The 23,899-nt window shown below is 64.6% G+C and carries 21 protein-coding genes; 13 read left to right on the top strand and 8 right to left on the bottom strand.

Features of this window, described 5'->3' with window-relative positions; translation table 11 throughout:
• Window positions 1-34 precede the first annotated feature (34 nt).
• Both ACFRAQ_RS36535 and ACFRAQ_RS36530 read right to left on the bottom strand, forming a co-directional pair.
• Window positions 35-2,779 (bottom strand): DUF1156 domain-containing protein, encoded by a 2,745-nt coding sequence (locus ACFRAQ_RS36535; RefSeq protein WP_379107680.1) that lies wholly within the window; start codon window positions 2,777-2,779, stop codon window positions 35-37.
• A complete protein-coding gene (locus ACFRAQ_RS36530; protein WP_379107678.1) occupies window positions 2,776-6,294 on the bottom strand; it encodes a helicase-related protein in 3,519 nt (1,172 codons plus the stop codon). Before ACFRAQ_RS36530 ends, ACFRAQ_RS36535 begins: the two co-directional genes overlap by 4 nt.
• A 467-nt stretch (window positions 6,295-6,761) precedes the next feature.
• Here ACFRAQ_RS36530 and ACFRAQ_RS36525 point away from each other — a divergent pair, with 467 nt between their 5' ends.
• From ACFRAQ_RS36525 to ACFRAQ_RS36515, 3 genes are all read left to right on the top strand, one after another.
• A complete protein-coding gene (locus ACFRAQ_RS36525; protein WP_379107676.1) occupies window positions 6,762-7,199 on the top strand; it encodes a hypothetical protein in 438 nt (145 codons plus the stop codon).
• A 203-nt stretch (window positions 7,200-7,402) separates the two neighbouring features.
• Entirely contained in the window at window positions 7,403-8,251 is an 849-nt protein-coding gene (locus ACFRAQ_RS36520; protein WP_379107675.1) for a hypothetical protein, read from the top strand.
• The gene (locus ACFRAQ_RS36515; protein ID WP_379107673.1) at window positions 8,164-9,054 is read left to right on the top strand and encodes a DNA/RNA helicase domain-containing protein; all 891 of its coding nucleotides are present in this window, start codon (window positions 8,164-8,166) and stop codon (window positions 9,052-9,054) included. The genes ACFRAQ_RS36520 and ACFRAQ_RS36515 overlap by 88 nt, the downstream gene beginning before the upstream one ends.
• A gap of 83 nt (window positions 9,055-9,137) precedes the next feature.
• Here ACFRAQ_RS36515 and ACFRAQ_RS36510 read toward each other — a convergent pair whose 3' ends face one another.
• Window positions 9,138-9,497, bottom strand: a complete 360-nt coding sequence (locus tag ACFRAQ_RS36510) for a nucleotide pyrophosphohydrolase (protein ID WP_379107671.1) — start codon at window positions 9,495-9,497, stop codon at window positions 9,138-9,140.
• A 458-nt stretch (window positions 9,498-9,955) separates the two neighbouring features.
• Here ACFRAQ_RS36510 and ACFRAQ_RS36505 point away from each other — a divergent pair, with 458 nt between their 5' ends.
• The gene (locus ACFRAQ_RS36505; protein WP_357286414.1) at window positions 9,956-10,336 is read left to right on the top strand and encodes a hypothetical protein; all 381 of its coding nucleotides are present in this window, start codon (window positions 9,956-9,958) and stop codon (window positions 10,334-10,336) included.
• Between the two features lie 69 nt (window positions 10,337-10,405).
• On the opposite strand, the gene ACFRAQ_RS36500 is transcribed toward ACFRAQ_RS36505, so the two are convergent.
• On the bottom strand, window positions 10,406-11,083 hold the full coding sequence (locus ACFRAQ_RS36500) for a YbhB/YbcL family Raf kinase inhibitor-like protein (protein WP_379107669.1): 678 nt from the start codon (window positions 11,081-11,083) through the stop codon (window positions 10,406-10,408).
• A 10-nt stretch (window positions 11,084-11,093) separates the two neighbouring features.
• Here ACFRAQ_RS36500 and ACFRAQ_RS36495 point away from each other — a divergent pair, with 10 nt between their 5' ends.
• Both ACFRAQ_RS36495 and ACFRAQ_RS36490 read left to right on the top strand, forming a co-directional pair.
• A complete protein-coding gene (locus tag ACFRAQ_RS36495) occupies window positions 11,094-12,227 on the top strand; it encodes a CapA family protein (RefSeq protein ID WP_379107668.1) in 1,134 nt (377 codons plus the stop codon).
• A gap of 163 nt (window positions 12,228-12,390) precedes the next feature.
• Entirely contained in the window at window positions 12,391-12,684 is a 294-nt protein-coding gene (locus tag ACFRAQ_RS36490; RefSeq protein ID WP_379107667.1) for an antibiotic biosynthesis monooxygenase, read from the top strand.
• A gap of 54 nt (window positions 12,685-12,738) precedes the next feature.
• Here the strand turns inward: ACFRAQ_RS36490 and ACFRAQ_RS36485 are convergent, their stop codons facing one another.
• A complete protein-coding gene (locus tag ACFRAQ_RS36485) occupies window positions 12,739-13,929 on the bottom strand; it encodes a Fic family protein (protein WP_379107666.1) in 1,191 nt (396 codons plus the stop codon).
• Between the two features lie 291 nt (window positions 13,930-14,220).
• Here ACFRAQ_RS36485 and ACFRAQ_RS36480 point away from each other — a divergent pair, with 291 nt between their 5' ends.
• The 6 genes from ACFRAQ_RS36480 to gcvT all read left to right on the top strand — a co-directional run bounded on the left by ACFRAQ_RS36480 (window position 14,221) and on the right by gcvT (window position 19,772).
• Window positions 14,221-15,756, top strand: coding sequence for an alpha/beta fold hydrolase (locus ACFRAQ_RS36480; RefSeq protein WP_379107665.1), 1,536 nt, complete (start codon window positions 14,221-14,223; stop codon window positions 15,754-15,756).
• Entirely contained in the window at window positions 15,753-15,971 is a 219-nt protein-coding gene (locus ACFRAQ_RS36475) for a hypothetical protein (protein ID WP_379107663.1), read from the top strand. The genes ACFRAQ_RS36480 and ACFRAQ_RS36475 overlap by 4 nt, the downstream gene beginning before the upstream one ends.
• Before the next feature lie 142 nt (window positions 15,972-16,113).
• Window positions 16,114-16,737, top strand: a complete 624-nt coding sequence (locus ACFRAQ_RS36470; protein ID WP_379107661.1) for an antibiotic biosynthesis monooxygenase family protein — start codon at window positions 16,114-16,116, stop codon at window positions 16,735-16,737.
• A gap of 291 nt (window positions 16,738-17,028) precedes the next feature.
• On the top strand, window positions 17,029-17,571 hold the full coding sequence (locus ACFRAQ_RS36465) for a hypothetical protein (RefSeq protein WP_379107659.1): 543 nt from the start codon (window positions 17,029-17,031) through the stop codon (window positions 17,569-17,571).
• A gap of 2 nt (window positions 17,572-17,573) precedes the next feature.
• Window positions 17,574-18,662, top strand: a complete 1,089-nt coding sequence (locus ACFRAQ_RS36460; RefSeq protein ID WP_379107657.1) for an exonuclease domain-containing protein — start codon at window positions 17,574-17,576, stop codon at window positions 18,660-18,662.
• A gap of 9 nt (window positions 18,663-18,671) precedes the next feature.
• On the top strand, window positions 18,672-19,772 hold the full coding sequence (gene gcvT, locus ACFRAQ_RS36455) for a glycine cleavage system aminomethyltransferase GcvT (protein WP_379107656.1): 1,101 nt from the start codon (window positions 18,672-18,674) through the stop codon (window positions 19,770-19,772).
• Window positions 19,773-19,850: 78 nt separating this feature from the next.
• Here the strand turns inward: gcvT and ACFRAQ_RS36450 are convergent, their stop codons facing one another.
• Entirely contained in the window at window positions 19,851-20,690 is an 840-nt protein-coding gene (locus ACFRAQ_RS36450; RefSeq protein ID WP_379107655.1) for a hypothetical protein, read from the bottom strand.
• 100 nt (window positions 20,691-20,790) lie between these two features.
• On the opposite strand from ACFRAQ_RS36450, the gene ACFRAQ_RS36445 reads away from it, so the two are divergent.
• Complete coding sequence (locus ACFRAQ_RS36445) at window positions 20,791-21,891, top strand: branched-chain amino acid aminotransferase (RefSeq protein WP_379107654.1); 1,101 nt, start codon at window positions 20,791-20,793, stop codon at window positions 21,889-21,891.
• A gap of 72 nt (window positions 21,892-21,963) precedes the next feature.
• On the opposite strand, the gene ACFRAQ_RS36440 is transcribed toward ACFRAQ_RS36445, so the two are convergent.
• Together ACFRAQ_RS36440 and ACFRAQ_RS36435 are read right to left on the bottom strand one after the other, a co-directional pair.
• Window positions 21,964-22,680 carry an MBL fold metallo-hydrolase gene (locus tag ACFRAQ_RS36440; protein ID WP_379107653.1) on the bottom strand — a complete coding sequence of 239 codons (717 nt, stop codon included), beginning with the start codon at window positions 22,678-22,680 and terminating at the stop codon, window positions 21,964-21,966.
• Between the two features lie 141 nt (window positions 22,681-22,821).
• The gene (locus ACFRAQ_RS36435) at window positions 22,822-23,793 is read right to left on the bottom strand and encodes a carbohydrate kinase family protein (protein ID WP_379107652.1); all 972 of its coding nucleotides are present in this window, start codon (window positions 23,791-23,793) and stop codon (window positions 22,822-22,824) included.
• Between the last annotated feature and the right edge of the window lie 106 nt (window positions 23,794-23,899).

The raw sequence follows: 23,899 nt of genomic DNA, 5'->3' as shown, positions 1-23,899 counted from the left end.
CCGCGTCGGCTGTGCGTCTTGGCGCATCCGATCGTCAGTCATCGTCGTCACTCTCCTCCAACAAGGAGAAGAGATCATCTGTATCAGATGTAACATATCCGTCCAGCACGACTTTTTCGGCTGCTGTCATGATGTCAGGCCAAGCGGTACCGAGTTGGTTGAACATGGCAGCTGTCTTGGTGGAACGCCGATCCGAGATCTTGAAAAGCCTGTGTACAAGTCGGTTTGCCCTGTCCAGGCTAATCGCAGCATCGGCACGGACCCGCACACGCGCGACCAATAGGGCTGCGCCGTCGATCCCGCGCTCGTTGAATCGTTTGGCAAGGTGCATGACGACCTCCCAGTGAGAGATGTGCTCGTCCTTCACCGGGTCGTAGGCAGACGGCAGGTCGTCGAAGCTCAGCAAGCGCACCGTGCTTCGCGGCGAGTTGCTGACGACCCCTGCGGCAACCAGATCGCGGATCGCTGTGCCGGTCTGACGGAGCACGACGTCCGCGTCACCGTACGCACCGCTGCCAAACTCGAACTGCCGGAACCACTTAAGGGCAAATCGAGTCGGGGTGTCGAACTCGGCTTCTTCGCCATCGATGACTGCAGTGGCGGCCTTGTCGATCTCTACAAGCGCTTCACGGACGGTCATTGGCGTACCGTCGGGGTGGAGAACTTCTCGATACGCGGAGAAGATCCGCATACCAGGACCAATGGCCGCTTGCCCCATATCCAGGGGAGATACTCCGCCGGTGCGGAGAGCCTCGATCGCCTCGGGTAGTTCCTCTTGAAGCTGCGCGAGGAAGGTTGCTTTATCTGCAATACCCTCTGCCTCACGCGGGCGACAGATCAGGATAATGTACGACGCAAGCGCATTCGCGCCGAGACTAATCTGCCGTGTGCTCATCGTAGACTCGATCGGCATAGTGCCCACTACCGCTAGTCCAGATGTCAAGACCGCCTGGAGCATTGATACCCATGCCGAGGAGACTGCACCCTTACCTTCCGAGTCGTCCTGTTTTGCCGCATATGCGACAACGATCGGCAGGTCGGGGCGTGAGGCTTTTTGAAGCGACGTAAAAACCTCGGTGAAGCCGTCAATGAAGTACTGCTGAGCCTCTTGTTTATTGCCTCCGTGTCGAGCCGGATTTGCAGTTAGCTCAACAGATTTCGGAGTAGCAATAGTACTAAAAAGATCGGGATGCATACCTCGAAGTGCGCGGCGAAGCCAGACGTAGAAGTAGTCACTCAGATCTGCGTAGTTTATTTGACCAAAATAGGGCGGGTCAGTAACAATCAGGGCTGAACCAGGCTCGACCAAACTGCCAGCCGCACGAGCATCCAGCTGCAATACGCGGCCAGAGGTGATTCCGGATGGTAAAATCTTCAGGACGCCTATTATTGAAGAAATTTGAGTAGTCCAACTCCCAACAGATTTACCGAAAGGATATGCTTCCGCGTAATCCCACACCATGGGAATGGATTGAGTGCCGAACGCTGGCATCGAACGTGATGGTCCTTCGCGAGTGAACCACCGAACTAGAGTCGAATTCGTTTGAGCCAACTTGCTAACGCATACCCCGAGGACGGTGGTAATCGCACTGGCCTGCTCGGAGGTTCCGCCGTCCTCGATTACACGGTCATAGACGCTCGCAACTTCATCGGCAAATGTGGCCAACATTACTAACTGCCGCGACGTATAAAGATCGACATGCCGAGTAAGTCCGTACAGCGGCGGTGCAAAGTTCTTGGTGTTGGAACCTATGTCAAGCTCGTCAATATCGTCTGGAACTTCGACGTGTACATTCTGATCTGGGATATCGGAGGGGCTCAAAAAGCTCCGGCCAGCCGGCAAATCCATGCAGTAAGCCATGAGCTGTAGGCCCATTTTGCCCTTCTTGCCAGCTTCGCGAAGCTCTTTCTCGCTCAATTTGGTGGAGCACTTCGGGCAAACGAATTGAGCGCGACCGGGACCTTTAGTTGTCTGGGCTGGCCCGTCCTTTCCGCGATGTACCGCAAACCGGACTTCATCGCCTGTGACGTTAAGGCCGATGGTTGCCTCGCGGCCTTTTTGCTTGCTTAGCCATGGCGAACTGAACAGAGGTATGTTAACTGCGCACATCGGGTTTGTGCAGGGAACAGTTCGCGCCCAGATCCAAGCTACGGGATTCCCCTCATCAGGAACCGGATAGTAGTGTCCGATTTTCTTCTTTACCGCCTCTTCAACTAATTCGCCATAGTGTCGAAGGTCATCGGTAAGTCCGTCGTACGGAACATCATGTGAACGGTATTCGTCGTTGCTATTCGTCACAGATCTATCCAAAGATACAGCTGGCAACAGCTCTCCAAGGGCGCGAGTCACCAAAGCCGCAACAGGGTTAAGATCGGAGCTAACAACAGGGAGCCCCAGTCGAAGGGCTTCGACGATTGTAGAACCGCCCCCAGCGAATGGGTCTATCACGGTCGGGAGTTCGGGGTTACATTCGGCGATCAACCTGCGCGCATTTCGGAGCACGTCATTAGATGGCGCTGCCCCATCGCTGGGTACCAAGTCCTTGACAACCTGGATTAATTCATCGCGATGTGGTCCCGGACCAGGGTCATCGACCAAGGAGGCGAATATTATTGCGCGAAGTGCGGGAGTTGGCATTGGGGCAAACCACTTGTGGAAATTCTTGACAGTGCCAACGCTGCGCTTCTTCTCCGCCATGCTTGCGAAACTGATGGCAGTGAGCGGCAGTGTGACATCGATCAGCTTCCGCCGGTAATTGCCGCTGGTTCCCAGGCTCATACCGGGGTTCCACCTCGCTTCCAAGTCTTGTTCCAGTCGCCGCCCAGCTCGGTGGCGTCGAAGCTTCCGAAATCTACGTTCCTGAACGGGTCTACGATATATCGGACGTCGTCGTGCTCTGGCCCATCTGGATGCACGCTGACAAGGGCTAACCGGAAGTTAGCCCCGGAGTTCTTGCCGGTGAGCACCTCGGTGCGGGTGACGTGAAAACCCTTCGCGCCGAAGATCCGGCCCTTCACCTCGATGAACACCCAATGATCATCGACCGTACGGGATCTGATGTCGTACCCGGGGTTGTTGTGGGCCATTTCCTCGGGGATTCGGCCCAGCTTGCGCTCCTCCTCGAGCACCCGTTCCACCGCCCGCCGCTCCACGATCTCAGTGTCCCGGGCATACGCTTCGGGTGGTTGATCGCGAAGACCAGCAAGTCGGTCCAGTAGGCCCTGTGGAATCACCAGCGCTGCACCGGCGACCCGCGGTGGACGTACCTGGAGACGGGAGTCTCGATCGAGCTCTGCCATGCGGCGTTCGAGCCGCTGTTCGAGGTTTCGTGCCTGCCGTGCGGCGAACTCAGACTTGATCTTCACCGACTTGCCCGCGGCCTCGGCGTCCAATAGATCGGTATGGCGTGAATCCCAGTAGTTGATCTCCTGCAGCAGACGCTGGCGAACCAATCGCCGCGTTCGCTCGCTCTCCTGGTCGATGCGGTTCTGGAGTTCAGCGACGTGTGCACCCAGTCCGTTCTCGACCGCCCAGCCGATCGCCAGGTCTTCGACGCCGGTGGACAGCCAGGACTCCTGAAGTACTGGCTGAACCGACTGGCGCTCGTCATCGGTTGCTGGCGCGTAGTCAAGGTACGGCGCTGCGCCGGCCGTCCTGGCGGAGGATTGACACAGCTCTACGAAGTCGAAGCGCTTACTGATGATTTGTGGCTTCTCATGGCCATCCGTGATCTCTTGGGAGATTGCGACCATCAGGCGTGGTTCTTCGCTGACATCACGGCGGTCGATAAGAACGGCTCCTTGTTTGAGCTGCGTTCCGTAGCGGTCGATGATGAGCGAGACTACGGCGTCGAGGAGTGGATGGCCGGGAGCGAGCAGATCGGCGCGGGGTATTCCGGCGGGTCGTACCAGCTCGCGGTCGAAGGTAATTCGCTCGTACTTGCTGAGCACAGGCGCGCTCATCCTGATCAATCGCTCGTACTCGCGGATATCGCCGGGTATGTAAGTGATCTCGTACCGACCTGATTCGCGCTCCCCGATACGACCGCCGAGGAGCTTGAAGGCGGCGATGAAGAACGCCTTGATGAAGTACGGCTGCAGGCGACGTGCCCGCGCCTCTTCCATCCGAAGCCGCCATTCGGCGACGTCCGCCTCTGCCAGCTTCTGGTGCGCCAGTGCGCGTTCCGCCAAGAGCTTTTCGATTCCTTCGCCTACGGAAGCGTCGATGACCTGGTTAAGGCGATCGCGAACATCGGGCTGGTCGCCGTATTGAACGGCTTCCATGAGCAAGGTACGCAGCGGGTGGTCCGCGAAAGCCTCACCCAGAACGTCGAACACCTTGCCTTTGTAGGCTTTTCGCTGCTCGTCGATCTTGTGAAGGAGTCTGATGAACACCGCACCCTCGCGGGTGTCCTCGGCGACGAGGTTCCACAGGTGGCAGACCTCGGTTTGGCCGATGCGGTGGATGCGGCCGAAGCGCTGTTCGATCCGGTTGGGATTCCACGGCAGGTCGTAGTTGACCATCAAGTTGGCGCGCTGGAGATTGAGACCTTCGCCCGCGGCATCGGTCGCGATCAGGATCCTGGTGTCTCTGTCCTGGGTGAACAGCTCTTTGATCTGTCGGCGATTTTCGCGGCTCACGCCGCCGTGGATCGTCACGACGGCTTCTTCGCTGCCGAGTAGGCCGCGGATCCGGTCCGCGAGGTATTCCAGCGTGTCCTTGTGCTCGGTGAAGATAATCAGTTTTCGGGGGCTGCCGTTACTGTCGCGAACCATGGGGTTACTGACCAGGAGTTCACGAAGTTCGGTCCACTTCTTGTCGGTGCCACTGTCACGTACACGCTGAGCGACTTCGACCAGGTCTGCAAGGATGGCGATTTCCTTATCGAGCTCGGCGACCGTCCGTGCGGTGGTAGCCGCATCGACCACGTCGTTCTCGAGTTGTTCGAGCTCGCCGCTGGGCATATCGTCCAACGCGGCGTCGTAGTCCTCGGGGTCCTTGCCGAGGATTGCCGCCAGTCGGCCTTGCAGGCCCAGATCGGTGGCGCTGCTTCCGGTTACGAGTTCCTGACGGAGGAGCTGCAGCCGACGATAACGTCGCCGCAGCGACTGCAGGATCGCTTCGGGGCTCGACGCAAGGCGGCGTTGAAGCACAGTCAGCGCAAACCCGACAGTATTACCGCGGCGCCCGTCGGCCATGGCCTGGGCTTTGCCCATCTGATCGCGAACGTACTGGGTAACGACCTCGTAGAGTTCATGCTCCGGCTCGGAGAGCTGGTATGGAACGGTGTACGCCCGCCGCTCCGGGAACAGCGGTTTGCCCTCGAAGGTAAGCAACTCCTCCTTCACCATTCGGCGCATCAAGCCGTCGGTGTCGGTGGAGCTGACCCCCTCACGGTATTTGCCTTCGAATCGGTCGGAGTCGACCAGACCCATGAACAGCTGGAAATTGGCCTCGCTGCCGGCATGCGGCGTCGCCGTCATGAGCAGCAGATGACGGGTGTGCTTGCCGAGCATCTCACCGAGCACATAGCGCTTGGTCTTCTTCAGCTCGTCGCCGAAGTAATTCGCGGACATCCGGTGGGCTTCGTCCACCACGATCAGATCCCAGTCGGATCGTTGGAGTTGCTCCTGCAGCTCCTCTGAGCGGGCGAGCTGGTCCATCCGCGCGATCAGAAGTGGGAACTTCTCGAAGGCAGTCTGGTCGAGTTGTGCGTTGATCAGATCACGGGTGAGGATGTCGAATCGGAGGCCGAACTTGTCGAGCAGCTCCTCCTGCCACTGATCCGCTAGGCCTCCAGGGGCCACGATCAGACAGCGCTCTAGATCACCACGGAGCGTCAGCTCCTTGATGTACAGGCCAGCCATGATGGTCTTACCGGCGCCAGGGTCGTCGGCAAGGACGAAGCGCAGTGGACTGCGCTCCAACAGCTCACCGTAGACAGCCTGAATCTGGTGCGGCAGTGGCTCCAGATCGCTGGTGGTGACGGCCAGCATCGGGTCGAATCGGGCAGCCATTCGGATGCGCAACGCCTCCGTTGCCAGCTTGAACAGCGCACCATCCCCATCGAAACCGTAAGCGGACGAGGCTGTACGCAGCGTCAATCGGGCCTCCGAATCGCGGTACAAGAGCTGATCCGCAGCATTGCCGGCGTCCGTACGGTAGGTCAGATTGATGGCGCTGGAGCCATACCACTTGACGGCGACCACAGTGACATGGCCATTTGGTAATACGCCGCCCACGACGGCACCAGGAGTGAGATCCTCCAGCCTTACGCCTGCCACTGCTGCCACCCGATTCCCCCTCGACCCACGGTCGTTGTCCCTTCGGTTCGATTTCCGAGCATGTCGCAGGCGGCCCGACCAGGAGCATTGCTCGCTCACAGTTTGCATGGGTACCAATCCGGCAGCTTCACGGCCCGCCGACTGTAGCGAGCCGAACAGCATTACACAGATCGGGAATCCAACGCAACTCAATGAACTCGCAGGAAGCGGAAGTGCCCCCGATTCGACCAGGAATCGCAGCGGGGCTACGACGACGTCAAGTAGTTGCGCGCCAATCACTGGCAGGGGTGTCAGGTTCGGTGCCGATGCTGGACGTTGGTGCCGCCTCGACCTGACCGACGGGGGTAGCGCTACCGTGCACCTGGGCGACTGGATCGCTTGGGGGGTAACGGGGCTCGGTGTCGTCTAGTTGGGTGGTCGAGTTGGCAAGACGAGAGAGTCACACCGAGTGGAGTCGAGAGCCGACCACGGTGGAGATGCTGAAGCTGTCCGAATGCGCCACCCTCGACACCCGGCCGGGCAAACACGAACTGCGCTCGCGCGCAGAGCAACGCACCGCCTGGTGGGCTGAAGCAGTCGACCTGCTCGGCGAGGACGCCGTGGCGGCAATGATCTGGAACGCCACTCATCCGCGCCCGGTGGCGCGGGTGCAGGTGAGCCCGGAATGGGTTGCAGGCATGGCAGATCGGGTCATCGACGTGGTCTCGCGCAAGCGGTCGGTGTGGCAGGCAAGTCATGTGCGTTCGGAGGTCGAATGCCAAATCCGCGGCCACGTCGCAGCTTATCAATGGGAACACGCCGCCGTCGCGGTGACCACCGAGGCGCTGGCCGTTTCGCGGTCCATCGCGCCCCAGCCCGACCGTCTCGACGAGCCGCAGCTGTTGTGGCGCAGCGCGGACGGCACCAGCGTCTAGTTGCGTTCAACCCCAATGGACAGCGAATCATATCCGGCAGCGAAGACCAGACAGTCCGGCTATAGGACGCCGAGACGAGAAAGCCCATCGGAGCACCACTCGGCAGGCTCGGCAGCCCGGCAACATTAGCGGCACTGATAAGCAATGGGACTGAGGTTAAGTGGGGATTACAAGGCGGCTTGGTCCGGGGAAGTGCCGGTAAAATGCTTAGCGATGCACAGCAGGGTCAACTCTCGCAGCAGCTGGTGGAACAGGCCAGCTATCAATGGGGTCAGAAGATATCCGCTGGTGAGGTGAACTCCTGGCTACGGAGCCTGCCCCAGCTGCTATCCGATCTCGTGGACGCGGGACTCGGCGAAGTCGAGGTGCTGCTCGAACACCGGCTGCCGCACAGCCCCAAACGGGTCGACGTGATCCTGTGCGGGGTCCATCCACGGACCGGAATGGCCAACTATGTGCTGATCGAGCTGAAGCAGTGGTCCAAGGCCGAACTCATTGCCGCGGACCTGGTTTCGGTGGCGAAATACACCGAACCGGTCCTGCACCCGGTCGAACAGGTGCGTGCGTACTGCCAATACCTGGTGGACGCCACCCCGGCGCTGGCCGAACGACCCGGCAGCGTCTTCGGCATCGCCTACCTGCACAACGCGCGGGCCACCGACATCTCGTCATTGCTGAAACGCCCGGCCGACGACTTCGGGCAACTGTTCACCATGGATGATCGCGCCGCGATGGTCGACCGGCTGCGCGTGCTGCTGGACGAACAACGCATCGCGTTCCAGATAGTGATGCGGGCAGTCGCGGACGCCCTAGCCGCGCGCACCCAGACGGTGGTTGTGGTGCTGGGCGGCCCCGGATCGGGCAGGAGTGTAATCGCGCTGAGCCTGCTCGGCGAACTCGCCCGCAAGGGGCGCACCGTGCACCACGCCACCGGGTCCAAGGCTTTACCCAAACCATGCGGCGCGTGGCGGGTGCCCGCAACAAGCGAGTCCAGGACCTGTTCAAGTACTTCAACAACTACGTCGGCGCGGAGCCACGCGACCTCGATGTGATCATCTGCGATGAAGCACACCGCGTCCGCGAGACCAGCGTCAACCGGTGGAGCTCCGCCGAACAGCGCGCCCGGGCCCGCCGCCAGATCGAGGAACTCATCGACGTCGCCTGGGTCCCGGTCTTCCTGCTCGACGAGAACCAGATCGTGCGTCCGGGCGAGATGGGATCCCTGCAAGAGATCGGCGCCGCGGCCGCCGCCGGATGCGACCTCGAAGTGATCCGACTCGACGGCCAATTCCGGTGCGGCGGATCGCAAGCCTTCGACACGTGGGTCGCCCGGCTGCTCGGCCTGCACCCGTTGCCACCGATAGCCTGGAGCGACCTGATTGCCGGAAGCGACGACGACTTCCGGGTCACCAGCGCGGCGTCACCGTCCGCACTGGAATCCTGGCTGATCGCCCGGCGCGAGGAACAGGGCGGGACCGCGCGCATCGCCGCCGGCTATTGCTGGCGCTGGAGCGACCCCGTCGAGACCCCGGCCGGGCGGCGGCTGGTCGACGACGTACAGATCGGCGAATGGCTTCGACCGTGGAATGCCAAGGAGGGCAAGCGGGTTCCCGATGCGCCCATCTCGGATTTCTGGGCCTCTGACGACCGAGGCTTCGGCCAGGTCGGCTGCGTCTACACCGCACAGGGCTTCGAATACGACTGGGCAGGAGTCATTTTCGGCCCCGACTTCGTGCGCCGGGGCGACAGCTGGGAACCGATCCAGAAGTCTTCGCATGACCAGGCGGTCAAACGCGCCGACCCGCTGCACTTCGCAGGGTTGATCCGTAACACCTACAAAGTGTTGTTGACCTGAGGCATGGAGGGCGTCTGTGTGTTCTCCACAGACCAAGAGACCCAGGACTTCCTCGAGCGAATGACCCGCTAGGCGTAAAGGGCTCAGGGTCGGCGCAACTCGGTGTACTTCACTGCCCGGCCTTTCACCACCGCCGCCGGATAACGCTCCTCGTTCTTGCGCAACTTCGCCTCGACCGCCGCCTCGAGGTCGATACCGAGCACATCAACCAGCCGGAGCAGGTAGATGAAGACATCGGCGACCTCATCCGCTACCCGCTCGCGGCGAGCTGCGTCCTCGCAGATCGCAGAACTCTCCTCAGACGTAAGCCATTGGAACAACTCCGAGAGCTCACCGACCTCTCCGGTCAACGCCATGACCAAATTCTTTGGCGTATGGAATCGCTCCCAGTCCCGTTGGGTGGCGAAGTCTGCGACCAGCTTCTGAAGATGTTCGATGGTCATGCCACTTGTCTATCATGTTGCCGCGTCGCTAGGATGCCCAGCCGGAACTCGGCTTACTTGATCTCTAGAGTCATCGCCTTCGTTTAGGTCGTGCGTGCTCAGAACTCGTGCACGGCGCCGGAAGGCAGTCTCCTCCGCAATCCGCTACTAGGAGAGCTCGGTATCCAAGTGCCCGCCGTCATGCGCGGCAGTGGCGGAAGGGCGACAGGCGGGACTCGCGAGAAGACCTTTCGTCGTGAACAGCGGGCGCTCGAGCACAGGCTGCGACAGCTGGGTGTTGGTCCGATGTACAGGCGCGCTTTCCCCGGATCAGCTCCTCATAGCGGCGCATATAAGAATGACGAAGGGGCTCTCGAACAGGCGTGGTTCGGAGCAAGCGGCATCGCATGGGAAAAGCGGGCCGTTCTCTCGGCCATTTGGGTCTTGCTGCTGAGACCTGCGAAGGTGATCGTGGATTGATGACAAGTGTTTCGAATCTGACCGCACCGGAACGACGCCGGCTGGCCCAGCACACGCTGGACTCGCTGACGGACCGGGCGGGGCATACGTTGACGCAGGTACGGTGCGGTTGTGGTCACCGGGTGGCGGCGGTGTTCGATACACCGGCCGGCGCGGTGTATCAGTCGGCGACCGGGCCGCACGCTCACGGGTCGCGTGATTTCGTCGATGCCGCGCACAGTGCTCACGGGCATGGCACGAGGTTTGCGGATCTGCTCGCCGGTGATGGCTTTGTCGACGACGCATTGCCGGCGTCCTGCGAATGCGGGCCGCGCACACTGTCGCGGGTCCGACTCCAGGAAGCCGTCGCGAACCACGAGCATAAGATTCAGCTGCCCTGATCGGCCATCACATCGACTGGCGGTCCAGCCGAACGGCGGTCGCTTCGGTGTGCCATACGCTCGGGTGGCTCAGTTCGAGCTCAGGCCGGAGTTGAGCGTGTAGGTGCCGACGAGGTCGGCTTGTCCCAGGACGTGGCCGGCCATCGCTTCGCGCAGCCGTTTCCCGTTCACCGCCTGTCGCAGCGGTAGCCGTTCGACATCCAGGGCGCTGACGGTGAACACGTAGTGATGGATGCGCTGGTCGTTCCAGGGCGGGCAGGGGCCGTCGTAGCCGTAATGATCGTTTCCCGCACTGCTGAAGTCGTTGAGGCCGTACCGCGCGTTATGGGGTGCCGCCGGACCCGACCTGCCGGGTGTGGTCTGGAGGCTGCCTGCGGCGATCTGCCGCACGTCGGCTGGGATATCGAACAGCACCAAATGGTAGAAGTCGGTGCGCGGTAATTCCTCCGGCACCGTTCGCCCCTCGATGTTCACGTCCGAGCCGGTGTGGGGTACGTCGGGGTCGCAGCACACGACCGCGAACGATCGTGTTCCCGCCGGCACCTCATCCCACGCCAGATGCGGGTTGCGATTGGCGCCCGCCCGGACATGGTGCACGGCATCCGGTACCCCGTAGGCGAACGCGCCCGGAATGCGCGCGTTATCGTCGAATGAATCACTTCGGACCTTCATAACGATGCCTCCTTGCCCAGAAGCGAAGGCGATCGGAGTGGTATCCCCACCACTACAATTGCCATTACGAGCCATGAGATAAACGATGACGCAGACGAGCAGTCCACGGCAACAGAGTCCGGTCACCGTGCTGTTGGGCGGTGATGTGATGCTCGGTCGCGGCGTCGACCAGATCCAGGCGCATCCAGGTGATCCACTGTTGTATGAACCGTGGGTCGATGACGCTCGCCGCTACGTCGAGTTGGCCGAGAAGACGAATGGGCCGATACCGTACCCGGTCGACTTCGACTGGACGTGGGGCGACGTCGGGCCGATGCTCGACCAATTGGGATCCGAGGTCCGGCTGATAAACCTCGAAACCTCGATCACCACCGACGGCGAATTCGCGCCCGCCAAGGGCATCCATTATCGGATGAACCCCGCCAATATCGCGACGCTGAAAGCGATTCGGCCCGACGCCTGCGCGTTGGCCAACAACCACATCCTCGATTTCGGAAGCCGCGGTCTGCGCGACACGCTGGACACGCTCGACGTGGCGGGCATCGGCACAGCCGGGGCGGGAACGAGCATCGACGCAGCCTGCCGCCCGGTGGTGGTGGAGTCTGGCACCGGGCTGCGGGTGGTCATCGTCTCGGTCGCTTGCACCAGCAGCGGCGTGCCGCCGGCGTGGGCCGCGCAGCATGATCGGCCGGGAGTGTGGCTGTTCGGTGATCCGCCGGGCCGCGATATCGCCGACCGTGTCGCGGCGCAAGCGTTGGCGCACAAGCATCCCGGCGATATTCTGATCGTGTCCGTGCATTGGGGCCCGAACTGGGGCTACGGGATCGGGCTGAGCGAAATCCAGTTCGCGCGACGGCTCATCGACGCCGGCATCGACATCGTGCACGGGCATTCATCGCACCATCCTCGCCCCGTCGAGATCTACCATGGCAGACCGATTTTCTATGGCTGCGGTGATGTCATCGACGACTACGAGGGCATCCCCGGATATGGGTCCTACCGTCCCGAACTGCGGCTGCTCTACCTGGTTTCGGTCGAGCCCGGCGGGCAGCCGACCGGAATCCGGATGTTGCCCATGCGGATACGCCGCATGCGGCTCGAACATGCTTCCCGGGCCGATGCCGATTGGCTGGGTAACACGCTCACGCACATCAGCCGCCGGTTCCACACCCATATCGACCGCGGAGCAGACGACCTGCTCGAGATCCGCTGGGGCTGAGCCGAACTCACGCCCATAGCCGACGCTGATCTACAGTCCAGGGCCTACGCTCGCCGCAGCGGCACCGAGCCGTCGGTTTCGACGAGACGGTCAACTCGTTGCCTACGGCCGGCTCGAGATGTCGAGCCTCGGCAGTTCGGTCCGCTGTTCACGGGACGAGGTCATGCCGGAGCTGGAGGGAAATCCCGGTTGTATCGGGCTTTCGTTGCTGGTCGATCGGAAAACCGGCCGGTGCATTGTCACGACCGCGTGGGATTCCGAGGAAGCGCTGAGGGCGAGCGCCGAGCAGGTGATCCCGATTCGCAATCGCGCGGCTGAGAAATTCGGCGGTAGTCCGATGGTCGAGGAATGGGAGATCGCGGCCATGCATCGCGCGCATCCGGCGCCGCAGGGCGCTCGCGCTGCAGAATCCATCGAGTTGGTATTGGCGCATTTGCGCGTCCCGGAACTGGTCTGACCCAGGCCGGTTCTACGCGCCGGCGGCGGACTTGAATCCGTCAGCTACGGGCGGCTACAAAAGCTCGATGGTGCGTCGCCCTATGGCTGCGCTCAGCGCATCCAACTCTGCGAGCACGTCGGTCGCGGCCCAGACGCGATTGCGCTTGCTCTCCGAGAGAAGCTCGAGGATCCCTGCCTCGGTCAAACGTCCCAGTGCGCGATACGTACTGGCGTCCGTGGTGCCGGCAATGCCCTGCGCGGTGTCGATGTTGAAGATCGGGGTCTCGAGCAGCGCTGCGAGGATGGCCTCGTCGGCGGAGTTCGCCCGCGGGCGTGCGATGTCGCGCCAGCGATTCGGCAGGTCGGCGAGAGCCATCGCCGAGTCTTGGGCGGCCTCGCTGGCGTGGATCGAGCCGACTGCCAGATACTCGACGAACGCGTCGACATCGCCGCTGCGAAATCGGTTGAGGTGCATGAAGTATCGACCGGTGTCGGCGAGCATGACCGAGGCAAGCGGAACGGTCACGCGGCGGGTGAGGCCGCGGCGGCGCAGCACGGCGCTGATCAGTGCCCGCCCGATGCGCCCGTTTCCATCGGTGAACGGGTGGATGGACTCGAACTGGGCATGGGCGATGGCGGCCTGCGCGAGGATCGGCAGATCGTCCCGGTTGACGAAGACCAGTAGATCGGCGATCAACTCGGCGACCAGCTCGGGGGGCGGTGGCACATGAGCGGCATCGATTGGCGTGTAGTCGCTGCCGCCGACCCAGTTCTGAACGTCTCGCAGTTGCACCGCATCGCGGGCGGTGTAGTAGTCGGTTGCCATCAATAGCCTATGAACTTCGAGGAGGTCATCCAGCCCGACGTTGCCCGAGTCGGCCGCATCGACCATCGCGATCAGGGCCTTGACCGCCGCCAGCTGTGACTTCGCTTCGTCGCTGGCCTTTCCGCCGACAACCGCCTTGCCGAAGGCTCGCCAGCCCGCATCGATGTGTTCGATCTTCGAGGACGCGACGGACTCGCTGCGCAGCAGGAAGTCGGCCAGCGGTGCCAGATGCTCGCCGAAACCGGCTTCGAGGCGGGCGATCGCGATCAATGCGGCTTCGTGGGCGCGGGCGACAGCGCCGGTCGGGTCGTAGGCGAGCTCCCCGATTCGGGGCGGGATAGCGACCGTGATCCGATCGAGCGTCCGATCCGCACGTGAACCCTGACGCTGCCGCGAGGTCCAGACTCGCTGTTCGCTCCGGTGTGGTGGCCAGTTCACGCGGTCTCCTCTGGGAACGTTGACCAAATCTGCTCTTACTATACTTTAGAGCCAGAAAACGCAACTAACCACGATGCTGTTGTACTTTCTCCATCAAGCATGTCGCTTGCGCAGATCTGCGGGGTCATTCGGCTGTTGACCGATCCGGCGTACTACATCGGCCTCGGAGCGTGGTGACAGCCCTGGAGTTGGCCCGTTGCCGCGCCGTGGCACTTCCCCCGGTTCAAGGCTGTGACCAGCTACGATCCTGATCCGATCGAGCATTGTTGACTTCGGACAGGAATGTATTCGATGAGCGCATCGCGAAGCTTGCTCGCCACGGCAGTGTTCGCCGCGGTTCTGGCCGGGTCGATCCAGGTAGGGGTGGCGCCTCTCGTGCGGGCCGCACCTACGTGTGATCGGGCGCCGACGGGGGTCGAGGCGTCCGACTACAACCTGGATTTTGTGGTTCCGCCGCACCTGATGCCCGATGCGAGGTTCGACGGGCGGCCCGCCACGATCCGGGTGCATCGTGTGGAGCCGGCCTACGCGCACGGTAGGTGCCCCGGCGTGCAGACCACGGCGATGGTGCTCGTGCACGGTCGATCGATCCCCGGATCGGCCACCTTCGACCTGCGTCACCCGACCACGCAAGATCCCGGCGGTGGGGCCTTCAGCCTCCAGGAAGCGCTCGCTCGGTCCGGGATCGACACCTTCGCGCCGGACCTGCTCGGCTACGGCAAGTCGACCCGATTCGCCGATGGCCTCGACGATCCGGCCAACGCCAGTCTGCCGGGGTTCGGAGCCGACAACAGCTGTGCGACACCGGAAGTCGGGTGTGACCGGACCAGGAACGCCGGCATCTTCCCGCTCAACCAGCAGGCGCGTTATCTCGGAGATGGCAAGAACCCGCCGGTCGATGGGCTCGGCGTGAACCCGCTGCACGGCGAGTTGCGCAAGCACACGAGCGGCCATTACTTCGCCACCGCCGACGTCTGGGCGCGCGATGTCCTGCAGGTCATCGACGACGCTATCGCCAAGGCTCGACCGCGGGCGGGCAAGGTGGCCGTGCTGGGTTATTCGCTCGGTGGGGCGCGCGTCGCCCGAGCGTTGTACCGTCTCGGGGAACACACCAACCGGAAGGTCAGTCGAATCCTGTTGCTGGCCTCGGTTTTCAACCGTCTGCCCGGTGTGCCCGGCGACGTCAACCTCCCCACGGAGGAAGCCGACCTGCCCGACGTCGAGAAGTCCACGTCGTTCCCGCTCGCCATCGGTCGCACCGGCGGCTGGGACGGCGTGCCGCCGGACCGTGAGTCCGTCTGCACCGGCCGCGTGCCGGTCGGCGGACCGCAGGATCTGCAACGGCAGGTGCTCGACCTCGATCCGCTCGGCAAGTCCTGGGGCGGAAGCGATTCCGCCCACCCGAGCGGGGTGTTCCGGCTGCCGACGTTCACGAACTACGGCTGGAATCCCACCGTCGCCGCCACTTTCACGGTGCCGACATTGATCCTGCAAGGCTCGGACGACCTGACCAACCCACCGGCCAACGCCGACAACATCTTCGACTCGCTCACCGGCGTGACGAACAAAGTGATGGTGAAAATCGAATGCGGCGGCCATTTCATGCACAGCGAGGGTTGTGCCGACGCCCGCTGCGACGACCACAATGATGCGACCATCCCGTATGGGCAAACCGCGCAGACTTGGCTCGGCCCTCACAGCACCGTCGCGGCAGCACTGACCGAATGGGTCGAACACGGCACCTTCGATCGCAAGGAATGCGGCCGATTCACCGTCAACGCAAGCGGAATCGCTGCCCAAGGGGCCACGGCAGGGTGCCCGGCGTGACGGCCTCGGGCAAGGAATTGCACGAAGGGACGGCCATGAATCCGCGCACCGCGGCGTTCTGGGACGCGCATCTGGGAGCGACCGCTGGCGACCGAGGACGTCGGTCGCGGCCCATGCGCGGTCGTGTCGGCGACGGTGGCGACGAATTCGATCGGCAGGTCAAGGGCCTTGTCGATGCTCGATCCGCAATTTCGAGGTTCTTGGCGGCGCTTTGATTCGCGGCGGAAGTGCCGGTCGGGTCATGGCCGATTGCTGTGGGATAGCCACCGGCTATTGCCCTGGTGATCGGGAGGGAGGACTGTGAAATATGCCGGTGGCGCCGCCGGGCGCTGCCTCTGTGGAGAAAGGAGGTGGATCGTGTACGCACGGTCTACCACGCTTCAGGCGCAATTGTCTGCTTTGGAATCCGGGATCGCGCATGTGCGGGACGAGGTCATGCCGGGGATTGAGGGGATTCCTGGGTGTGTCGGGCTTTCGTTGCTGGTCGATCGGCATACCGGGCGGTGCATCGTGACCAGCTCGTGGGAATCCGAGGAGGCGCTGCGGGCGAGCGCCGCGCGGGTGAATCCGATTCGCAATCGGGCGGCGGAGATATTCGGCGGGAGTCCGGTGGTCGAGGAATGGGAGATCGCGGCCATGCATCGCGCGCATATGACGCCGGAGGGTGCGTGTGCGCGGGTCACCTGGGTGAAGACTGATCCCAGCAGGATCGACAGTGCGATCGACGTGTATCGGGGGCACACGTTGCCCGGTATGGAGCAGCAGCTCGATGGATTTTGCAGTGCGAGCCTGATGGTGAACAGGGCGTCGGGGCGTGCTGTGTCGTGCAGTGTGTACGACAGTGCCGAGGCGATGGAACGCAATCGGATGGCGTCGGCCGCGTTGCGAGTGGACGCCGCTCGGCAGGCGCGCGTCGAGGCTGTCGACGTCCGCGAATTTGAGCTGGCCTTGGCGCATTTGCGCGTTCCCGAACTGGTTTGACCTGGGGCTGGAGTTGGCGGAACGGCTCATCGAGGCACGGCCGCGGCGCGCGGCCGTGCTCGGTCGACCGGCGGTGAGTCGGGCATTGATCGTTCGACGATCGGAGGCCGCGTTCTACGCAAGCTGATTCACCGTGGGCAGCGGGTCGGGCGCGGGGCGAGTTGCGTAGTGGAACACCGGTCGGTCGGAACTGTTTGGCTCCGTTGATGATTCGCGTGGGGGTTCACGGAAATCTGTCGGCGGGATGCTCTAACGTAGCGCGGGACCTGTTCGCCACGACCGTGGAGCGTTATGGCTTCCTCCTCCGACCTTCATTCCCTCGCGGTGCTCGGCGCGGCCGGGGAACGGATGGTCATTTGGCATGTGAATGTGGGCGCGGCGGTGGGGGAATCGCGGCTATCGGGCGCTTGGGTGCTGGATCGGTCGTGTGTGGCGGAGATCGAGAGTCTCACGAGCGGATACCCGGTCGCGATGGCGAGAGGCGACGCGGCGGTGGATGCCGGGAGTGCGCGGATCGTCGACATCGACGCGACAGTTGAAACCGTCCGCGCGGCAGTCGAATCCGCGGATGCGCGGTTCACCGAGCATCAGGACGCGGGCGGAAAGCTGACGCGGCCGCAGTGGCCGGTGATCGCGGCGGCCGGTGGGGTGCCGTTGACGCGGTATCAGGTCGACGTGGTGGACGACCATATTCGGCCGGTGCTGACGTTGGCGCGTGAGGTCGCGGAATTGGCTGATGCCTGGGCGGCGTTCGAGTCGCTGCGGCTGGCTCGGCCGTTCCTGGTCGAGCTCGGTGGGCCCGAGGCGCGGTCGCTGCCGCTCGCGGTGCGGTGAGCATGGCGGGACTTTCGTTCGCCGCCATCGATGTCGAGACCGCCAACTCCTCACGGGGGAGCATCTGTGCGGTCGGGGTCACCGTCGTGCGGGACGGTCGTCGTGCCGAGGAGGCGTCGTGGCTGTGCCGGCCGCCCGCGGGGCTCGACTTCTTCAACTGGCACAACATTCGCGTGCACGGGATCTCGGCGGCGATGGTCGCCGACAAGCCGGAGTTCGCGCACCGGTGGCCCGAAATGGTGGGCCTCATCGGTGACCTTCCCGTCATTGCTCACAATGCGGGCTTCGACAGCGGCGCCATCCGGGAAGCCTGCGCCCACAGCGGCATTCACCCGCCCACCTGGACCTACAGCTGCAGCCTCGCCCTGGCCCGCCGTCACCTCGCCCTCGACAGCTACCGTCTGCCGTACGTCGCGGACGCCCTCGGCATCGACTTCACCAACCACCATGACGCGGCCGCCGACGCCGCCGCGGCCGCCGACATCGTGATCGCCCTGGCCAACCGGGCGGGCACCGACTCGCTCGCGGCCCTCGAACGGATGGTCGTTGACCGGCCGCTGCGGACGGAACGGACGCCTCGGCCATTGCGGACCGAGCCCGTCGCCGCCGAGCGCGCACCCCGCCGATCCTGGTTCGCCCGTGAGGAATTGGTGCTGCCGACCGTCACCGGCGCCGATCCGTCCCATCCGCTGTACGGCGAAATCATCGTCTTCACCGGCGATCTCGCGGCAATGACCCGTCAGCAGGCCTGGGACGCCATCGCCGCGTGCGGGGCGACCCCCGCCCGCAACGTCACCCGCCGCACGACCGGACTCGTGATCGGTGACGGCTTCCGCGGCGCCGACGCCGCCGCGTTCACGACGAGCAAGGCTCGGCGGGTCGCGGAACTGCGGATACGGGGGCAGCGAATCGAGGTGATGGATGAGGCCGCGTTCGTCGCCCGCCTCGGCGCGCGGTCCGGCCCGGCAGCAGCCGCCATCGTGTCCGAACCCCCGGCAGCGGGCGTGATCGCGTCTGAGCCGCTGACCGGTGGCGATCGAGCGTTGCAGGCGGTCGGTTCCGATGTCACCCCGCTATCGGCCGACCGATAAACTGCGGCGGTGACCGACGAGAAGCTGCTGCAGGGACCCATCCACGCCGTCCATGTCGAGCTGGGCGCCACCTTCGCTCCGTTCGGGGGGTGGGAGATGCCGGTTTCGTACGCGGGGACGGTCGGTGAGCACACCGCCGTGCGGACCACCGTCGGGCTGTTCGACGTCAGCCACCTCGGGAAGGCGACGGTCAAGGGCGCGGGGGCCGCGGCGTTCGTGAACTCGGCGCTCACCAATGACCTGAACCGGATTCGGCCCGGGAAGGCGCAGTACACGCTGTGCTGCACGCCCGAGGGCGGGGTCATCGACGACCTCATCGCGTACTACGTGAGTGACGACGAGATCTTCCTCGTGCCGAACGCGGCGAACACCGCCGCTGTGGTAGCCGAGATGCAGAAGGTCGCGCCCGAGGGGATCACCATCACCGACGAGCACCGCGGGTACGCCGTGTTCGCGGTGCAGGGGCCGCGGTCGGCCGAGGTGCTGGCCAAGCTGGGGCTGCCCACCGACATGGAGTACATGGCCTACGCCGACGCCGAGTGGGACGGTCGCCCGATTCGGGTGTGCCGCACCGGCTACACCGGCGAGCACGGTTACGAGCTGCTGCCCAAGTGGGAGGATGCCGAGGCCGTGTTCCGGGCGCTGACCAGCGAGGTGCAGGCCGCCGGCGGCCAGCCCGCCGGACTGGGCGCGCGCGACACGCTGCGCACCGAGATGGGGTACCCGCTGCACGGACACGAACTGTCCGTGGACATTTCGCCGCTGCAGGCCCGCACCGGCTGGGCGGTCGGCTGGAAGAAGCCGGAATTCTGGGGCAAAGAGGCGCTCGATGCCGAGAAGGCCGCCGGACCGCGCCGAACCCTGCTGGGGCTCAAGGCCATCGACAAGGGCGTGCTGCGTCAGGGCCAGGCGGTGATGCGCGGTGACGAGCAGGTCGGCGAAACCACCTCCGGCACCTTCTCGCCCACCCTCAAGGTCGGCATCGCGCTGGCATTGCTCGACACCGCCGCGGGCCTCGAGCCCGGCGACCAGGTCGAGGTCGACGTCCGTGGCCGCCGCCTGCGCTGCGAGGTCATCCGCCCGCCGTTCGTCGAAACCCGCACTGCCTGAAGGAGCTTCGCTCGTAGCGATGAACGCTGCAGTCGAGACAACCGGCTGCGGCGTTCATCGTTCGGCGTCCGGGTGAACTCACCCGCACCAGGTGCCGACGACCTCGTTGTCCTGTTTGCAGTCCGCGACGGCCAGCCCCGCCGGGCGGAGCGTGTTGTACATCTGGCGGAGAGTGTCGTCGGTGACCGCGCCGTCGACGTTCTGGTCGGCGTAGATGACCATCACCACGGATTGGCCCTTGTTGCCAGGGACCGCGATGGTGTGGACGACCGACACTGCGGGGTGGGAGCAGTCGTTCGGGCCCGGGTTGGCCAGGGTGGCGGTTACGTGGGCGGCCGGTTTGCCCTGGACGGTGAGGGTTTCGGCGGGGGAGAGGGTGTAGGTGGAGTTGGGGCGGTCGTCGTTGGAGCCGACGACCTTGGCCCAGCTGGTCGCGATGTCCTTGGCCGCGGCGCCGGTGTCGCCCAGTTTGGAGCCGGTCACGCCCGCGAGGGCTTTGGTGTGATGGCCGTCGCAGGACTTGGGCTGCCATTCCGCCGCGCCGCTCATGACCACGCGGCCGCCGCCGCCTTCGTAGCCGACGATGGTGGTCGGGGTCGGGACCGTCCAGTCCCGGGGTGCGTCGTAGCCGGCGTTGCGGTTGATGGAGTACGCGGTCTGCCAGCCGGGGGTCAGGGCCGCGATCTGGGATTTGGCGGCGCCGGTCGTGGTCGTGGTGGTCGGCGCGGTGGTGTGGGTGGCGGTGTCCTGGGGGCCGTAGTCGTCCGCGGGGAGGGCGGTTCCGGGGATGGTGTGGGCGGGGGTGAGGGCCGCGACGGCGAGGATGGCGACCAGGCCCAGCACACTCACGGCGATCAACGCGATGACCAGGGGACGGTTGGAACGGGGCGGCTGCGTCAGCGGAGGCTCCGGATACACGCCGTCCACCCTATCCAGCGGTCGCGGCGAGGGCGGGATGGTGAACGGTCCGTAAGGGCCCGCACCCGCGTGTCGAGGGCGGCGAATTAGACTCCCGGTCATGACACTTGCCGCGCAATTCACCCGTGTCCCGCATCCCGCGCCCGTTTCGGCGGAGCGGCGCCAGGAGATTCTCGCGGAGCCCGGGTTCGGGCGGTACTTCACCGATCACATGGTGTCGCTGGATTATGTGGACGGACAGTGGACCAACGGCCGCGTCGAGCCCTACGGGCCGATGGCCATGGACCCGGCCACCATGGTGTTCCACTACGGCCAGGCCATCTTCGAGGGTCTCAAGGCGTACCGGCAGGCCGACGGCTCCATCGCGACCTTCCGCGTCGACGCCAATGCCGCGCGTTTCCGCCGGTCGGCGGCCCGCATGGCGATGGCGGAGCTGCCCGAGGAGCTGTTCGTCGAATCGATCCGCCAGCTGCTCGAGGTCGACGGTGACTGGGTGCCCGCCTCGGGCGGTGAGGACGCGCTGTACCTGCGGCCGTTCATGTTCTCCACCGAGGTCGGCCTGGGCGTGAAGCCCGCCTCCGCCTACAAGTACCTGCTGCTCGGCGGCCCGGCCGGCGCGTACTTCCCGCGCGGGCTGAAGCCGGTCAAGGTGTGGCTGTCCACCGAGTTCGTGCGCGCCGCTCCCGGCGGCACCGGCGAGGCCAAGGTGGCGGGCAACTACGCCGCCTCCCTGCTCGCCCAGCAGCAGGCCTCGGAGAAGGGCTGCGACCAGGTGGTGTGGCTGGACGCCTGTGAGCACCGCTACGTCGAGGAGATGGGCACCAACAACCTGTTCTTCGTGTTCGGCAGCGGCTCCGACGCGCGGCTGGTGACCCCGGAACTGTCCGGCTCCCTGCTGCCCGGCATCACCCGTGACTCGCTGATCACCCTGGCCGCCGACTCCGGCTACAAGGTGGAGGAGCGCAAGATCTCCGTCGAGGAATGGCGCGAGGGCGTCGAATCCGGTGAGATCACCGAGGTTTTCGGCTGCGGCACCGCCGCCGTCGTCATCCCGGTCGGCTCGGTCCGCTCCGCCGAGGGCGAATTCACCATCGGCACCGGCGAACCCGGCGAGGTCACCATGGCCCTGCGCGACACCCTCACCGGCATCCAGCGCGGCACCTTCGCCGACAGCCACGGCTGGCTCCGCACCATGGCATAGCTCGGGCGCTGCCCGAACGGACGAAACACGCCCGCCCCGAAAGAGTTTCGGGGCGGGCGTGGTGCATGAGGTTCAGCTGGGCATGAACATGTGCCACTGCTCGAGGGTCTGGGGGCGCATGACGTAGTTGTGGTCGCGGATGTGGGACAGGGAGGCGCTGGGCTCCTCCGAGTACCAGTGGCCGGGGAAGACCGTCGGGTTGGACTTCAGGTCCGCGAGGTAGCGGAGGCTGCGGAACATGGCGTCGGAGTCGCCGCCGGGGAAGTCGGTGCGGCCGCAGCCGTCGACGAAGAGGGTGTCGCCGGCGATGAGGCGGTCCTCGAAGAGGAAGCACTGGCTGCCGGGGGTGTGGCCGGGGGTGTGCAGGAGTTCGATCTCGAAGCCGCCGACCGCGACCTTGTCGCCGTGGGAGTGGCCGGTGAGCTCGGAGGGGGCGATGCCGGTGACATTGGCCACCCACGGAAGTTCCTCGGCATTGACGTGGACGGCCACGTCGGTCTTCTCCAGCAGTTCCTTCACGCCGCGCAGGGTGAAGCCCATCATCGAGCCGCCGACGTGGTCGGGGTGGTGGTGGGTGGCCAGGACTCCGGTCAGGCGCATGTCGTCCGCCTCGGCGATCTCCACCAGCTGGGCCGCCTCGTAGGCGGGGTCGACGACCACGCATTCGCCGGTATCCCGATCACCGATCAGGTAGGCGAAGTTGCGCATCTGGGTGGCGATCGGGTCGCCCACGGCCCAGTCGCGGCCGGAGAGCAACTGGCGGAAGTACAGACGGTCGTCGGAGGACATGCCTCACAGCGTATTGCGGGCGACGCGTTCGTCCGAACCCGGACCGGCAACGGGACCGCGGCGATCCGGACCGGCGGCCGGTAGTGCGGACAGCCGCACGCTGATCGGATCAGCGTGCGGCTTTCGGCGGCGCGGTGGCCGTCAGCGCAGGATGGGCTCGATCTCGTTCGCGGCCTCGGCGCCGTACGCCTCGCGCAGGCGCTTCATCGCCACATCGTGGTCCAGGGTCCAGTCCTGCGGCCCAACGGTTTCCAGCACGTGCACCGCGACCAGCGAACCCAGCTGGGCCGAGCGCTCCAGGGACAGGCCCGCGGAGCGGCCGGTCAGGAAGCCCGCGCGGAAGCCGTCGCCGACGCCGGTCGGGTCCTCCTTGGCCATGTCGGGGACCACGTCCACGAACAGCTCGGAGCCGTCGCGGTCGACGATCTTGGCGCCCTTCGAGCCCAGGGTGGTGACGCGGATGCCCACGCGCTCAGCGACATCGGCCTCGGACAGGCCGGTCTTCTGCAGCAGGATGCCCCACTCGTACTCATTGGTGAACAGGTAGTCCGCGCCGTCGATCAGGCGCAGGATGGTCTCGCCGTCGAGGAAGGCCAGCTGCTGGGAGGGGTCGGCGGCGAACGGGATTCCGGCGGCGCGGCACTGGTCGGTGTGGGCCAGCATGGCTTCCGGATCGTCGGCGCCGATCAGCACCAGCTCCAGTTCGCGGTCGGCGGCCAGCTCGGTGATGTCGATCTCGCGGGCCTCGGCCATGGCGCCGGGGTAGAAGGACGCGATCTGCGCCATGGTCTCGTCGGTGGTGCAGACGAAGCGCGCGGTGTGCGCGGTCGCGGACACGCGGACCGCGGAGCAGTCGACGCCGTTGTCCTCCAGCCACTTCCGGTAGTCGCCCCAGTCCTGGCCGACCGCGCCCACCAGCAGCGGGGTGCGGCCCAGCACGCCCATGGCGTAGCTGATGTTGCCCGCGACGCCGCCCTTGCGGATCACCAGATCATCGACGAGGAAGCTGAGCGACACGTGCTGCAGCTGATCTGCCAGCAGCACATCGGAGAACTTGCCCGGAAAGCGCATGAGGTGATCGGTCGCGATGGACGCGGACACGGCGATGGTCACGGGTGAATCCTTCGAGTGGGGGAGGCGTCCCGAAAATGGTCCGCACATAAGAAAATAACCGGACACGCGACAGCGCGGAACATCCCGGGAGATGTTCCGCGCTGCG

The sequence above is a fragment of the Nocardia sp. NPDC056611 genome, assembly GCF_042792755.1.
In the GTDB taxonomy this organism is placed as follows: domain Bacteria; phylum Actinomycetota; class Actinomycetes; order Mycobacteriales; family Mycobacteriaceae; genus Nocardia.
The sequence above is the reverse complement of the archived record's forward strand: the minus strand, read 5'-3'. Positions and strand labels throughout refer to the sequence as shown.

What these genes read in the sequence shown, in the direction of transcription:
- ACFRAQ_RS36535 (WP_379107680.1), bottom strand. Translation starts at nt 2,779, where the DNA reads ATGAGCCTGGGAACCAGCGGCAATTACCGGCGGAAGCTGATCGATGTC.
- ACFRAQ_RS36525 (WP_379107676.1), top strand. Translation starts at nt 6,762, where the DNA reads ATGCTGAAGCTGTCCGAATGCGCCACCCTCGACACCCGGCCGGGCAAA.
- ACFRAQ_RS36520 (WP_379107675.1), top strand. Translation starts at nt 7,403, where the DNA reads ATGCTTAGCGATGCACAGCAGGGTCAACTCTCGCAGCAGCTGGTGGAA.
- ACFRAQ_RS36510 (WP_379107671.1), bottom strand. Translation starts at nt 9,497, where the DNA reads ATGACCATCGAACATCTTCAGAAGCTGGTCGCAGACTTCGCCACCCAA.
- ACFRAQ_RS36505 (WP_357286414.1), top strand. Translation starts at nt 9,956, where the DNA reads ATGACAAGTGTTTCGAATCTGACCGCACCGGAACGACGCCGGCTGGCC.
- ACFRAQ_RS36500 (WP_379107669.1), bottom strand. Translation starts at nt 11,083, where the DNA reads ATGGCTCGTAATGGCAATTGTAGTGGTGGGGATACCACTCCGATCGCC.
- ACFRAQ_RS36495 (WP_379107668.1), top strand. Translation starts at nt 11,094, where the DNA reads ATGACGCAGACGAGCAGTCCACGGCAACAGAGTCCGGTCACCGTGCTG.
- ACFRAQ_RS36490 (WP_379107667.1), top strand. Translation starts at nt 12,391, where the DNA reads ATGCCGGAGCTGGAGGGAAATCCCGGTTGTATCGGGCTTTCGTTGCTG.
- ACFRAQ_RS36480 (WP_379107665.1), top strand. Translation starts at nt 14,221, where the DNA reads ATGAGCGCATCGCGAAGCTTGCTCGCCACGGCAGTGTTCGCCGCGGTT.
- ACFRAQ_RS36465 (WP_379107659.1), top strand. Translation starts at nt 17,029, where the DNA reads ATGGCTTCCTCCTCCGACCTTCATTCCCTCGCGGTGCTCGGCGCGGCC.
- ACFRAQ_RS36460 (WP_379107657.1), top strand. Translation starts at nt 17,574, where the DNA reads ATGGCGGGACTTTCGTTCGCCGCCATCGATGTCGAGACCGCCAACTCC.
- ACFRAQ_RS36445 (WP_379107654.1), top strand. Translation starts at nt 20,791, where the DNA reads ATGACACTTGCCGCGCAATTCACCCGTGTCCCGCATCCCGCGCCCGTT.
- ACFRAQ_RS36440 (WP_379107653.1), bottom strand. Translation starts at nt 22,680, where the DNA reads ATGTCCTCCGACGACCGTCTGTACTTCCGCCAGTTGCTCTCCGGCCGC.